We start from the raw sequence: 12,433 nt of genomic DNA, 5'->3' as shown, positions 1-12,433 counted from the left end.
TGTTGATCCGATGTTGATCCTTGGACTGACCGGCTCGATCGGGATGGGGAAATCCACCACCGCAAAACTGTTCGCGGAGGCCGGCGTTCCCGTCTACGACGCCGATGCGGCCGTGCATCAACTGTATGAAGGCGAGGCGGCGCCCGCGATCGAGGCGGCGTTTCCCGGCACCACCGCCGGCGGCAAGGTCGACCGCGCCAAGCTCTCCGCGCGCGTGGTGCACGATCCCGCGGCGATGAAGCAGCTCGAGCAGATCGTGCACCCGATGCTCGGCGCGTCACGGCAAAAATTCTTTGATGACGCGGAGGCCGCCGGCGCGCCGGTCGTCGTCCTCGATATTCCCTTGTTGTTCGAGACTGGCGGCGAGACGCGCGTCGATGCGGTCGTTGTGGTCACGACCTCGCCGGAACTGCAGCGCGAGCGCGTCTTGGCGCGCGGCACCATGGATGCCGCCAAGCTGGACGCCATCATCGCGAAGCAAATGCCGGACGCCGAGAAGCGCAAGCGCGCGGATTTCATAGTGGATACTTCGCACGGACTTGATCCGGTGCGCGCACGCATCAGCGACATTCTGGCCGAGGTTGTTAAGATACCAGAGCGGCGCGACTGATTCGCCGCTTTCCGGTCTTCTGGCTCATGCGCGAAATCGTCCTCGATACTGAAACCACCGGCCTTGATCCGCTGCGCGGCGACCGGCTGGTCGAGATCGGCTGCATCGAGATCTTCAACCGGATGCCGACGGGGCAGACCTACCACGTCTACATCAATCCCGAGCGTGATATGCCGGCGGAGGCGTTCGCCGTGCACGGGCTGTCGACCGAATTCTTGGCCAGCAAGCCGCTGTTTCATGAGGTTGTCGACGACTTCCTGGCCTTCATCGCCGATACGCCGCTGGTGATTCACAACGCGTCGTTCGACATCAGCTTCATCAATGCCGAGCTCGACCGCATCAAGAAGCCGGCGATCCCGAAGGACCGGCTGGTCGATACGCTGCTGCTTGCGCGGCGCAAGCATCCCGGCGTCTCGAACCGGCTCGACGACCTCTGCTCGCGCTATTCGATCGACAATTCCCGCCGCACCAAGCACGGCGCGCTGCTCGACGCGGAGCTGTTGGCCGAAGTCTATATCGACCTGATCGGGGCGCGGCAGTCGCAGCTCATTCTGGCATCGGAGACGTCGGACGCGCGCGCCGGCGGCTATGGCGATACGCCGCGGCGGCAGCGCGAAATTCCGCTGACGCCGCGGGTCAGCGACGCCGACCGCGAGGCGCATCGCGCCTTTGTCGCCACGCTGGGCGACAAGCCAATCTGGAATGAGTATTTGCCGCCGGCACCGGCGGCTGTGCCGGCCGCGTAGTCAATTTGAGGGTGCAAATCCTCGTCGCCCCGTCATTGCGAGGAGCGATAGCGACGAAGCAATCCAGCTTTCCGTTCTGCTGAACTATGGATTGCTTCGCTTCGCTCGCAATGACGTGGATGGAGTTGCGCGCACTTCGGCCTGAGGTGCGCGCCAACGGGTCGCGCATTTGCGCGACCGACGACAGGTTCCACGAACCCGAAGGATGACGCGTCAGCTCCGATCAATCCGGCTCAGCTCGGCTTGACGCCGGACGCAGCCTGGGCGGCCGCCTGCCGCTCCATGTTCTGCCGGTACAGGCCGACGAAATCGACCGGATCGAGCATCAAGGGCGGGAAGCCGCCATCACGCACCGAGGTCGCGACGATCTCGCGCGCGAACGGGAACAGGAGCCGCGGGCACTCGATCATGACCAGCGGGTGCAGGTTTTCCTTCGGCACGTTCACGATCCGGAACACGCCGGCATACGCGAGATCGAAGCTGAACATCACCTTGCCGGCGCTTTCAGCCTTACCCTCGATCGACAGAATGACCTCGAACTCGTTCTCCGACAGGTTGTTGGCGGAGACGTTGATCTGGATGTTGATCGCCGGCTGCTGCTGCTGCGGGCCGAGCGATGCCGGTGCGTTCGGGTTCTCGAACGACAGGTCCTTGGTGTACTGCGCCAGCACGTTGAGCTGGGGAGGAGCCTGATCGGCGGGGGCGCCGTTGCCGTTGGTCATAAAACTGTCTCCTGAAGCGCGGGCGCTCAGGACGGCAGATGTCCCTCAGGCGCGCGTGGGTGTGTTGCAGTGCCGATGCCGCGCGAGTGGCTATCATAGGCCCGGCTCGGTCCACAAGGACGACGAGGCAGAGAGAGGGCTGTGGCGTGGCCGATTCGCGCACAGGAGGTCACGACACCTGCTGCCCAATCCCTTAATGGCTTCCTAAATTATTGAATATGCGCGATTTCCGGGCAGGAAGTGGTTTCCCCCGGTCGGCAAAACGCGCTACAATTGCCCGTGCCAAAAAGCGCCATTGGCCGGGCATAGTTTCATGCCTACATGCTGCGGACTCAATCGGTGATGTAATCTCTGCCGTTCCCGACCGGGAACGCTTGGACGGCCGGCCCGTTGCCGGCAGAGACCAGAAAGCGAATACGACGTGGATATCTACACCATCATCTTCCTGGCGCTGGCTGTGTTCATCTTCCTGCGCCTGCGCAGCGTCCTCGGACAGCGCACCGGAAGCGAGCGGCCGCCCTATGATCGTGCCGCGCCCAACGTCGTGCAGCGCAGCCAGGACAACAACGTGGTCCCGATGCCGGGATCGGTGATCGATCAGTCGACCACGGCGCCGAGTGCCGAGCCGGTCGAACCGTCGGATCGCTGGAAGGGCATCGCCGACCCGGGCAGCGCGCTGGCGCAGGGCCTCGACGCCATCGTCGCCCAGGACTCCTCATTCGATCCGCGGCATTTCCTGTCCGGCGCGCGCTCGGCCTACGAGATGATCGTGCTGGCCTTTGCCAATGGCGATCGCCGCGCGCTGAAGGACCTCCTGTCGAGCGAGGTCTATGACAGCTTCGAGGCCGCGATCAAGGATCGCGAAAAGCACGAGCAGAAGACCGAGACGCGGTTCGTGTCGATCGACAAGGCGGAGATTGTCAGCGCGGAGACGCGCGATCGTCTGGCCCAGCTCACGGTGCGCTTCGTGTCACAGATGATCTCGGTCACGCGCGACAAGTCCGGCACCATGGTCGACGGCAACCCGGACAAGGTCGCCGACATCACCGATGTCTGGACATTCGCCCGCGACTCGACGTCCCGCGATCCGAACTGGAAGCTGGTTGGTACCGGAAGCGCTCACTAAACATTTCAGCTATGGGCGCCTCGCCGTCGCGTGTCTTGCGCTTGCGCTTCTGTGTTCGACCGCAGCGCTAGCCGCGCGATACAAGTCCCGGCACGCCCAGCCACACCGCGAGCACGCGCGCGCGATTCCCTACCGCAATCTGGAACTGCCGTTGCAGGTCAACGGCAGCCAGTACGAGCCGCTGAACTGGGCCGGCATTCCGGGCTGGAGCGACGACGATCATCTCGCCGCCTACAAGACATTCCGTGCGAGCTGCAGGCCGATTGCGGCCCAGCAAGGCGCGCCGGCGGACCCAAAGGCGCTGGGCGGCTCGCTGCGCGATCCCTGCCGGATCGCCAAGGGCCTCGAGCTGACCGACAGCGCGAGCGCGAAGGTTTTCTTCGAGCAGAACTTCGTGCCCTTGCGGATCTCCCGGCTTGGCGAGGGCGAAGGATTTGTCACCGGCTATTACGAGCCGGTGCTGGAGGGCTCGCGGACGCAGACCGACGTCTACAGCGTGCCGGTCTATCGCCGTCCCTCCAACCTGTTCGTGCGCGGCAAGACGCAGAGTTCGACCGGTCTGCCGAACGGCGGCCAGGTGTTCCGCAAGATCGGCCGCCGCAAGCTCGTGCCCTATTACGACCGCGCCGAGATTGAGGACGGCGCGATTGCGGGCCGCGGGCTCGAAATCTGCTGGCTGAAGAATCCGACCGAGCTATTGTTCGCGCAGATCCAGGGCTCGGCACGGATCAAGCTCGAGGACGGCTCGACCGTGCGCATCAACTACGATGCGCATAATGGCTACCCCTACACACCGGTCGGCCGCATCCTGATCGACCGCGGCATCATCCCGAAGGACCAGATGTCGATGCAGAAGATCAGGGAGTGGATGGAGCAGAACCCCGACGGCGCCAAGGAGCTCAGGCGGCAGAACCGCTCCTACATCTTCTTCCGCGAGGTGCAGCTCTCGGACAAGGACGAGGCGGTCGGCGCCCAGGGTGTGCCGCTGACGCCGGGCCGCTCGATCGCGGTCGACAAGGCGCTGCATGTCTATGGCACGCCGTTCTTCATCGCCGGCGAGCTGCCGATCGAATCCGAGCAGTTGAAGACGCCGTTCCACCGGCTGATGATCGCGCAGGACACCGGATCTGCGATCGTCGGTCCGGCGCGCGCCGATCTCTATTTCGGCGCCGGCGCCGATGCCGGAAAGGTGTCGGGCCGGCTGCGGCACAATATGCGTTTCGTCATGCTGGTGCCGAGGAGCCTCGATCCCGCCGAGCGTGCCCGCAAGCTGCCGGTGCCGGACGCGCGGCCGTCGGCGAAGATCGCAAAGCTGTTTCCGCAGACCGATCCGCAGAAGGACAAGCCGGCGGTGAAGCCTGCGGATGTGCCGGCTGCGCCCGCCGCCAAGGGCCCCGCCACTTCAGCGCCCGTGTCGACACCCCCTGTCGCGCAGGCCGCGTCTGTGGCAAAGCCGTTGCCGGAAGCCCGGCCCAACATTCCGCCGCCATCAGAGAAACGTCGTCAACGGCGTTATCGTCATCACCGTTACAGATGAAACGACCCGCGACGATCCCCGACCTCTCCACACCTTCGCGGCGCAAGCGTGCGTTGAGCGAGGAAGAGCGTGCGCTCTGGGAAAGCGTGGCGAAGCAGGTCAAGCCGCTGCGCAAGAAACCGGCGGCGAAGCCGCACGCCGTACCTCGCGACGCAGGCCCGCATCAGGTTGCGATCAAACCGGTGCCGGTCAAGTCGGCAACGCCCGCAAAGGCTGCGCCGGCGCCGCGGCCTGCTATGCCGCCGTTGGCGCCGATCGGACGCCGCGAACGGGCAAAACTGTCGCGCGGCCGGCAGGAGATCGATGCGCGGCTCGACCTGCACGGCATGACGCAGATCCGTGCGCATCGCGTGCTGTTCACCTTCCTGCAGCGCGCCCACAGCGAGGGGCTGACCTTCGTGCTGGTCATCACCGGCAAAGGCAAGGCCGGCGGCGGGGAGTCCGAACGCGGCGTGCTGCGGCGTCAGGTGCCGGAATGGCTGAGCCTGCCCGAATTCCGTTCGCTCGTGGTCGGCTTCGAGGAGGCCCATATCGGCCATGGCGGCGAGGGCGCGCTCTATGTGCGCGTCCGCCGGTCGCGGTAGAGCTTCAGAACGGCCGCACGATCCCGACGCGGGGAATCAGCGTGACGACCCAGGCGAAGATGGTCGTGGCCCGGTCGTCGGACGGAATCACCGGCACATCCTTCGACGACGGCAGCATCTTCACGGCGTGCAGCACGAGGAACATGCAGACCGCCCAGTTCGAGATCCAGCGCGAATAGTCGAACACGATCGCGAACATCACGAGATAGCCGGCGCTGATCATAATGATCGCCGCAATCACAATGCGACGATGCAGCTCGCTCCCGAGCGCGCCGATCAGCCGCGCGAAATAGCGCCAGAGCGGCGTGTGCAGCCAGATCAGGAGCGCGAACACCGGGACGCCCAGGATGTTGGAGGGCATCCGCGCCCAGGTGTCGGCGAGCTCCTTCGACAGCGGCTGGTACCAGATATAGCCGAAGGCCAAGAGATCAGTGCGCGATGGATCGGCCATCCGGCCCTGCAGATGCCGCAGGAATTCGTCGTAGGACACATCGATCGTGCCGGCGAATTGCGCAACCAGGAACAGGATGCCGACGGCGGCCAGCGCCGCGATCCCGACCGCCACGTTCTGCCGCGTGATCCCCTGCACCAGATAGAAGCGCAGCACGACGATCGCCGCGATCGTCGGCACATACATCAGAAGATTGATGTGGTGGATCAGGATCAGCACGATCGCGACCAGCGCGGCCACGACGACATAGGCGATCGATTGCGCCGGGATCAGCAGCAGGCCGATCGCGAGCGCGCAGCCATAGATGTCGAAATGGCCGAGCGTGTGCATGAAATTCTTCAGGAAGAACGGCGATCCCGCGGTGAAGACGAACAGCGGAAGCTGCGCATCGTCGAAGCCGAACGTGCGCCGGAAGAGCTTCGCGAACAGGCCGAGCGTGATCAGCCAGGTCGCACCGGCCAGCGCAAACACCAGCCACACCGGCACCTTGTCGGTGAACACCGCGACGATGGCGCCGATCAGCGCGCGCTTGGTGAAGCCGTAGTGATAGTCGACCAGGAGGTGGATGTAGGGGACGTAGGGCGGAAGCCTGATCTTGACCAGGAACACCCCGAGCAAAACGGCCGCGTTGACGGCGAGCATCAAGCGCCAGGGGTTTTGCCACCGTCCCAAATTCACGTTCATCGTCGTCCCGGCCAACCGGCTTGTCCGCCGTAGCTCCACGAGCGAAGGCGGAAGCGCGAGCCGGGACCCATAGCCACCGGCTTGCATTTGGCGATGGCTGGGGCTGCTGCTCGCTTCAACAATGGTCGCCGGTGGTTATGGGTCCTTGCTTTCGCAGGCACGACAATCTTAGCTGTAGCGCCTACAAAATAAACCGGCTCAGATCGGCGTTCTTGGCGAGATCGCCGACGTGCTTGTTCACATAGTCGGCGTCGACCTGGATGGTCTCGCCGCTGCGATCGGGGGCGGTGAACGAGATCTCGTCCAGCACGCGCTCCATCACGGTCTGCAATCGCCGCGCGCCGATGTTCTCCACCGTCGAGTTGACCGCGACCGCGATGTCGGCCAGCGCGTCGACCGCACCGTCGGTGATCTCCAGCGTCACGCCCTCGGTCTTCAGCAGCGCGACATATTGCTTGATCAGCGACGCCTCGGGCTCGGTCAGGATGCGGCGCAAGTCGTCGCGGCTCAGCGCGGCCAGCTCGACGCGGATCGGCAGGCGGCCCTGCAACTCGGGCAGCAGGTCCGAGGGCTTCGCGATATGGAACGCGCCGGAGGCGATGAACAGGATGTGGTCGGTCTTGACCGCGCCGTGCTTGGTCGAAACCGTGGTGCCCTCGATCAGCGGCAGCAGGTCGCGCTGCACGCCCTCGCGCGAGACGTCGCCGCCGACGCGGTTTTCCCGCACGCAGATCTTGTCGATCTCGTCGAGGAAGACGATGCCGTTGTTCTCGACCGCGCTGATCGCTTCCATCACAAGCTGCTCGGTGTCGAGCAGCTTGTCGGACTCCTCGTTGACCAGGATCTCGTGCGAGCCTTCAACCGTCAGGCGGCGGGTCTTTGGGCGTCCGCCCATCTTGCCGAAGATATCGCCGAGCGAGATCGCACCCATCTGGGCGCCGGGCATGCCGGGAATCTCGAACATCGGAAAGCCGCCGCCGGACGACTGCGTCTCGATCTCGATTTCCTTGTCGTTGAGCTCGCCGGCGCGCAGCTTCTTGCGGAACGACTCGCGCGTCCCGGCGCTGGCGGCCGGCCCGACCAGCGCATCCAGCACGCGTTCCTCGGCGGCCTGTTGGGCGCGGGCCTGCACGTCCTTGCGCTTGCGCTCGCGCACCTGGATGATCGCGACCTCGACGAGGTCGCGGACGATTTGCTCGACGTCGCGGCCGACATAGCCGACCTCGGTGAACTTGGTGGCTTCCACCTTGAGGAAGGGCGCGCCCGCGAGCTTGGCCAGCCGCCGCGCGATCTCGGTCTTGCCGACGCCGGTCGGTCCGATCATCAGGATGTTCTTCGGCAGAACCTCCTCGCGCAGGGAACCGGAAAGCTGCAGCCGCCGCCAGCGGTTGCGCAGGGCGATCGACACGGCACGCTTGGCATCGGTCTGGCCGACGATGAAGCGGTCAAGTTCGGAAACAATTTCACGGGGAGAGAAGTCGGTCATGGGCTCTAGCTAGGTTGAAATCGCGGTCTCGGCAAGCGGCAGTCTCCGGCCAAGGCATGACCCACTAAATGATGGGCGGCCCGGCCTGCCACTGCCTGATCGCCTCGAACGGGTGGATCAGCATGATGATGTTCAATGTTAGATTGTCGCGAATGTGAAGCAGCATCACGATTTCGAAAAAAATGCCGAGCGCGACGGTTGCGGCGATCGGCAGCTGGCGCGCCAGCAGGAAGCCGAAAACCATCGCAAGCGTGTCCGACACCGAATTGACGATGGTGTCGCCATAATAGTCCAGCGAGATTGTGCCGGCGCGATAGCGCTCGATGATCCAGTTGGAGTTCTCGAGGATCTCCCAGCTGCCCTCGATCAGCATCGCGACAATCAGCCGCCCCGGCCAGGCGAGGCGCGGCAATAGGAGGAAGGTCAGGCCGTAGAACAGCAGGCCATGCAGCACATGCGACGGTGTGTACCAATCGGCGATGTGCTGCGAATTCTCCGAGCTCTGAACCGTGCCGTGCCAGAGTTTGACATAACCGCAGGCGCAGATCGGCAGGCGGCCCATCGCATAGAGCAGCGTCGCCTGCAGTGCGAGCAGCGCGGCCGCGATCGCGAGCCATTGCCACGCTGATACGGCGGTGATGGGCTTGCGCGCGAGCGTCATGCGTCGCGAACCATCAAGAGCGCCGGACCGTCTGGCGTATCGATCATGCGCACCTTCTGAAAGCCGGCCTTCTCATAGGCGCGGATCGCACGCGGGTTGTCCGGATTGGGATCGATGACGATGCGCGGCACGCCTTGCGCCAACCGCTCTTCGACAAAGCCGCGGATCAGCGCCGAGCCGTGGCCGCCCTCCATCATCGTCGGCTCGCCGATGAAGAGATCGATGCCGCGCGTGCCGGCCGGATGCGTGCCGAAGCCGGCGTTCCACGCCGTCAGATCGTAGCACTGGATATAGCCGATATCGCCCTGATCGGTCGCGACGATGAACTGGTCCATCGCCGGCTCGTCGAGGTCGCCGCTGACCAGCGCGTATTGCCCGGCCGGATCGCCCCACCACTCCCGGACATGCGGCAACGCCAGCCACCGCTTGATCTGCGGCAGGTCGTCCCGCGTCATCGGGCGGAAGCGGAAAGGGCCGGCCATGCTCAGCCGCCCAGCGATTCGATCGTCACATTGCGGTTGGTGTAGACGCAGATGTCGGCGGCGATATCGAGCGCGCGGCGCACGATGGTCTCGGCGTCCTTGTCGGTGTCGATGAGCGCGCGGGCGGCGGCGAGCGCATAGTTGCCGCCGGAGCCGATCGCCATCACGCCCGCCTCGGGTTCCAGCACGTCGCCGGTGCCGGTCAGGACCAGCGAGACGTCCTTGTCGGCCACGATCATCATCGCCTCCAGCCGGCGCAAATAGCGGTCGGTGCGCCAGTCCTTGGCCAGTTCGACGGCCGCCCGGGTCAGTTGCCCCGGATATTGCTCCAGCTTGCTTTCGAGCCGCTCGAACAGGGTGAAGGCGTCGGCGGTGGCGCCGGCGAAGCCGCCGATCACGTCGCCCTTGCCGATCCGGCGGACCTTCTTGGCATTGGCCTTGATCACGGTCTGGCCGATCGAAACCTGCCCGTCGCCGCCGATCACGACCTTGCCGCCCTTGCGGACGGAGCAGATCGTGGTGCCATGCCAGACCGGCAGCTCATTTTGGGATGCTTGCATAGGATACCTCTCCTGGGGGCAGATTTAGGCGGTCGGGCAGGGGGTTACAATCCGGGCGATTTAGCAAGGAATTCCGGTCACCATGGTCCGAAGTTCGGGCTTTTCGGCGTCATCCCGCAGTAGCGAAGGTGACATCAGCCTGTTAAAAGACCGGCGTTTTCGGCACGGGAAAGCTCATTTTCATGCGCACGGCAACCATCAAGCGCAAGACCAAGGAGACCGACATCGAGGTGACGGTCAACCTCGACGGGGCAGGCGTATCCACGGTTTCGACCGGGATCGGCTTCTTCGACCATATGCTCGACCTCCTGGCCCGGCATTCGCGCATCGATATCGCGGTGAAGGCCGATGGCGATCTCCATGTCGATTACCATCACACCACCGAAGACGTCGGGATCGCGCTCGGCCAGGCCGTGAAGCAGGCGCTCGGCAACATGGCCGGCATCACCCGCTATGCCTCGATCCACATGCCGATGGACGAGACGCTCACCCGCGTCGTGATCGACGTCTCGGGCCGTCCGATGCTGGTGTTCAAGGCGGAATTCCCGCGTGACAAGATCGGTGAGTTCGATACCGAGCTGGTGCGCGAGTGGTTCAATGCGTTCGCGATGAACGCCGGCGTGACTTTGCACGTCGAGACCCTATATGGCGAGAACAGCCATCATATCGCCGAATCCTGTTTCAAGGGTTTGGCCAGGGCACTCCGTACGGCGGTCGCGATCGATCCGCGCGCCCAGGGTGAAGTGCCCTCGACGAAGGGTCAGCTCGGCGGCTGACCTCTGGAGCATGATCCGGAAAAGTGGGTACCGGTTTTCCGAAAAGATCATGCTCAAAGAAAGAGTCTATCCTCGGCGGAGTTTTTGATGCCGGTCTACACAGTGCATGCCCCAGTGGGCAACGGCGCCGATCTTGCGGCGACCGACAAGTTCACCTTCGTGCGCGACGGCTTCCATTTCTGGGCCGCGTTCGCGAGCGTGGTCTGGCTTGCCTGGCACCGGCTGTGGCTGGCGCTGACCGGCTGGATCCTGCTGACCCTCGTCATCGACGTCGGCCTCGCAAAACTCGGGGTCGGCCGTGGTGTGATCCTTCTCGTCGATCTGGTGCTGGCACTGTTGATCGGCTTCGAGGCGGCGAGCCTGCAGCGCTGGACGCTGTCGCGGCGCAAATGGCGCCAGCTCGATATCGTCGTCGCCGATGACGAGGAGGCCGCCGAGCGCCGCTTCTTTGATCGCTGGGCGGCGCGGCATCGCGGCATCGTCAATGACCAATGGTCGGTCGATCGTGGTGCACCGCCGCCGACCCGGAGCGTGCCGGGCCAACCGTTTTCAAAGCCGCCGCCGCCGCTGCCGCAAGGCGGCATTATCGGATTGTTTCCAGAGCCAGGAGGATCGCGATGAGCGTTGCCATCATCGACTACGGCTCCGGCAATCTGCATTCGGCGGCGAAGGCTTTCGAGCGCGCCTCGCGCAGCATGGAAGACCCGCAGAAGATCATGGTGACGCGCGATCCCGACGCGGTGTTCCGCGCCGACCGGATCGTGCTGCCCGGGGTCGGCGCCTTCGCCGATTGCCGCCACGGCGTCGATGCGGTCGACGGGATGCTCGAGGCGCTCACCGAAGCGGTGCGCGTCAAGGCGCGGCCTTTCTTCGGCATCTGCGTCGGCATGCAGCTGATGGCGACGCGCGGCAAGGAGCATGTGATCACCGAGGGCTTCAACTGGATCGCGGGCGACGTCGAGAAGATCACCCCGCGGGATGAAAACCTGAAGATCCCGCATATGGGCTGGAACACGCTCGATCTCGTCCACGAGCACCCGGTGCTGGAGCGGTTGCCGCTCGGACCGAAGGGCCGTCACGCCTATTTCGTGCACTCCTATCACCTCAATGCCGCCAATGAGGCGGACGTGCTGGCACGCGCCGACTATGGCGGGCCGGTGACCGCGATCGTCGCCAAGGACACTGCGATCGGTACCCAGTTTCACCCGGAGAAGAGCCAGCGCTTCGGCCTGGCCCTGATCTCGAACTTTTTGAAGTGGAAGCCGTGATCCTCTTTCCCGCGGTTGACCTGAAGAACGGCCAGTGCGTGCGCCTGGAGCAGGGCGACATGGCGCGCGCCACCGTGTTCAATCTCGATCCGGCGGCGCAGGCCCGTGCCTTCGCTGCGCAGGGCTTCGAATATCTGCACGTCGTCGATCTTGATGGCGCCTTTGCCGGCAAGCCGATGAATGCGCAGGCGGTCGAGGCGATGATCAAGGCGGTCACCATGCCGGTGCAGCTCGGCGGCGGCATCCGCGATCTCAAGACCATCGAGGCCTGGCTCGCGAAGGGCATCACGCGCGTCATCATCGGCACCGCCGCGGTGCGCGATCCCGAGCTCGTGAAGGGCGCGGCGAAGAAGTTTCCGGGCCGCGTCGCGGTCGGCCTCGATGCGCGCGACGGCAAGGTCGCGGTCGAGGGCTGGGCCGAGACCTCGCATGTCACCGCGCTCGAGATCGCGCAGCGCTTCGAGGATGCCGGCGTCGCCGCGATCATCTTCACCGACATCGCGCGCGACGGCCTGCTCAAGGGCCTCAACCTCGACGCGACGATCGTGCTCGCCGACCGCATCTCGATCCCGGTGATCGCCTCTGGCGGCTTCGCCTCGATCGACGACGTCAAGGCGCTGCTCGAGCCGCGCGCCGGCAAACTTGCGGGTGCCATCGTCGGCCGCGCCCTCTATGACGGCCGGCTCGATCCGGCCGCCGCGCTTGAGCTGATCAAGAACGCCCGAACCGCCCAGGAGTAG

At 64.7% G+C, this 12,433-nt stretch carries 15 protein-coding genes; 9 read left to right on the top strand and 6 right to left on the bottom strand.

The features are described from left to right. The first annotated feature begins 10 nt into the window (after positions 1–10). Both coaE and dnaQ read left to right on the top strand, forming a co-directional pair. A complete protein-coding gene (gene coaE / locus ACFFWD_RS23635) occupies positions 11–610 on the top strand; it encodes a dephospho-CoA kinase (protein ID WP_376969045.1) in 600 nt (199 codons plus the stop codon). A gap of 26 nt (positions 611–636) precedes the next feature. After that, complete coding sequence (dnaQ, locus tag ACFFWD_RS23630) at positions 637–1,356, top strand: DNA polymerase III subunit epsilon (RefSeq protein WP_376969043.1); 720 nt, start codon at positions 637–639, stop codon at positions 1,354–1,356. Between the two features lie 233 nt (positions 1,357–1,589). On the opposite strand, the gene secB is transcribed toward dnaQ, so the two are convergent. Further along, entirely contained in the window at positions 1,590–2,078 is a 489-nt protein-coding gene (gene secB / locus ACFFWD_RS23625; protein WP_376969041.1) for a protein-export chaperone SecB, read from the bottom strand. Positions 2,079–2,499: 421 nt separating this feature from the next. Between secB and ACFFWD_RS23620 the strand changes: the two genes are divergently transcribed. The 3 genes from ACFFWD_RS23620 to ACFFWD_RS23610 are packed head-to-tail and all read left to right on the top strand — an operon-like array spanning position 2,500 to position 5,325. Then, the gene (locus ACFFWD_RS23620; RefSeq protein ID WP_376969039.1) at positions 2,500–3,204 is read left to right on the top strand and encodes a Tim44/TimA family putative adaptor protein; all 705 of its coding nucleotides are present in this window, start codon (positions 2,500–2,502) and stop codon (positions 3,202–3,204) included. Further along, positions 3,182–4,741, top strand: coding sequence for a murein transglycosylase A (gene mltA, locus ACFFWD_RS23615; protein WP_376969037.1), 1,560 nt, complete (start codon positions 3,182–3,184; stop codon positions 4,739–4,741). The genes ACFFWD_RS23620 and mltA overlap by 23 nt, the downstream gene beginning before the upstream one ends. Next, positions 4,738–5,325 (top strand): Smr/MutS family protein, encoded by a 588-nt coding sequence (locus ACFFWD_RS23610; RefSeq protein WP_376969035.1) that lies wholly within the window; start codon positions 4,738–4,740, stop codon positions 5,323–5,325. The genes mltA and ACFFWD_RS23610 overlap by 4 nt, the downstream gene beginning before the upstream one ends. A gap of 4 nt (positions 5,326–5,329) precedes the next feature. Here the strand turns inward: ACFFWD_RS23610 and ACFFWD_RS23605 are convergent, their stop codons facing one another. The 5 genes from ACFFWD_RS23605 to hslV all read right to left on the bottom strand — a co-directional run bounded on the left by ACFFWD_RS23605 (position 5,330) and on the right by hslV (position 9,649). Next, on the bottom strand, positions 5,330–6,460 hold the full coding sequence (locus ACFFWD_RS23605) for a hypothetical protein (protein WP_376969033.1): 1,131 nt from the start codon (positions 6,458–6,460) through the stop codon (positions 5,330–5,332). 181 nt (positions 6,461–6,641) lie between these two features. Next, positions 6,642–7,946, bottom strand: coding sequence for an ATP-dependent protease ATPase subunit HslU (hslU, locus tag ACFFWD_RS23600; RefSeq protein ID WP_376969031.1), 1,305 nt, complete (start codon positions 7,944–7,946; stop codon positions 6,642–6,644). Between the two features lie 64 nt (positions 7,947–8,010). Next, a complete protein-coding gene (locus ACFFWD_RS23595; RefSeq protein ID WP_376969029.1) occupies positions 8,011–8,607 on the bottom strand; it encodes a DUF2585 domain-containing protein in 597 nt (198 codons plus the stop codon). Further along, positions 8,604–9,089 carry a GNAT family N-acetyltransferase gene (locus ACFFWD_RS23590; protein WP_376969027.1) on the bottom strand — a complete coding sequence of 162 codons (486 nt, stop codon included), beginning with the start codon at positions 9,087–9,089 and terminating at the stop codon, positions 8,604–8,606. Before ACFFWD_RS23590 ends, ACFFWD_RS23595 begins: the two co-directional genes overlap by 4 nt. 2 nt (positions 9,090–9,091) lie before the next feature. Further along, entirely contained in the window at positions 9,092–9,649 is a 558-nt protein-coding gene (gene hslV, locus ACFFWD_RS23585; protein WP_376969025.1) for an ATP-dependent protease subunit HslV, read from the bottom strand. A gap of 182 nt (positions 9,650–9,831) precedes the next feature. Between hslV and hisB the strand changes: the two genes are divergently transcribed. The 4 genes from hisB (at position 9,832) to hisA (ending at position 12,433) form a co-directional block, all read left to right on the top strand. Continuing rightward, positions 9,832–10,425, top strand: a complete 594-nt coding sequence (gene hisB / locus ACFFWD_RS23580; RefSeq protein WP_376969023.1) for an imidazoleglycerol-phosphate dehydratase HisB — start codon at positions 9,832–9,834, stop codon at positions 10,423–10,425. An 87-nt stretch (positions 10,426–10,512) separates the two neighbouring features. Next, positions 10,513–11,046 carry a DUF2628 domain-containing protein gene (locus ACFFWD_RS23575; RefSeq protein WP_376969021.1) on the top strand — a complete coding sequence of 178 codons (534 nt, stop codon included), beginning with the start codon at positions 10,513–10,515 and terminating at the stop codon, positions 11,044–11,046. Continuing rightward, positions 11,043–11,693: an imidazole glycerol phosphate synthase subunit HisH gene (gene hisH, locus ACFFWD_RS23570; RefSeq protein ID WP_376969019.1), complete on the top strand. Its 651-nt coding sequence runs from the start codon at positions 11,043–11,045 to the stop codon at positions 11,691–11,693. The genes ACFFWD_RS23575 and hisH overlap by 4 nt, the downstream gene beginning before the upstream one ends. After that, positions 11,690–12,433, top strand: a complete 744-nt coding sequence (hisA, locus tag ACFFWD_RS23565; protein WP_376969017.1) for a 1-(5-phosphoribosyl)-5-[(5-phosphoribosylamino)methylideneamino]imidazole-4-carboxamide isomerase — start codon at positions 11,690–11,692, stop codon at positions 12,431–12,433. The genes hisH and hisA overlap by 4 nt, the downstream gene beginning before the upstream one ends.

It is taken from the genome of Bradyrhizobium erythrophlei (genome assembly GCF_042430365.1).
Taxonomy (GTDB): Bacteria; Pseudomonadota; Alphaproteobacteria; order Rhizobiales; family Xanthobacteraceae; genus Bradyrhizobium; species Bradyrhizobium erythrophlei.
The sequence above is the reverse complement of the archived record's forward strand: the minus strand, read 5'-3'. Positions and strand labels throughout refer to the sequence as shown.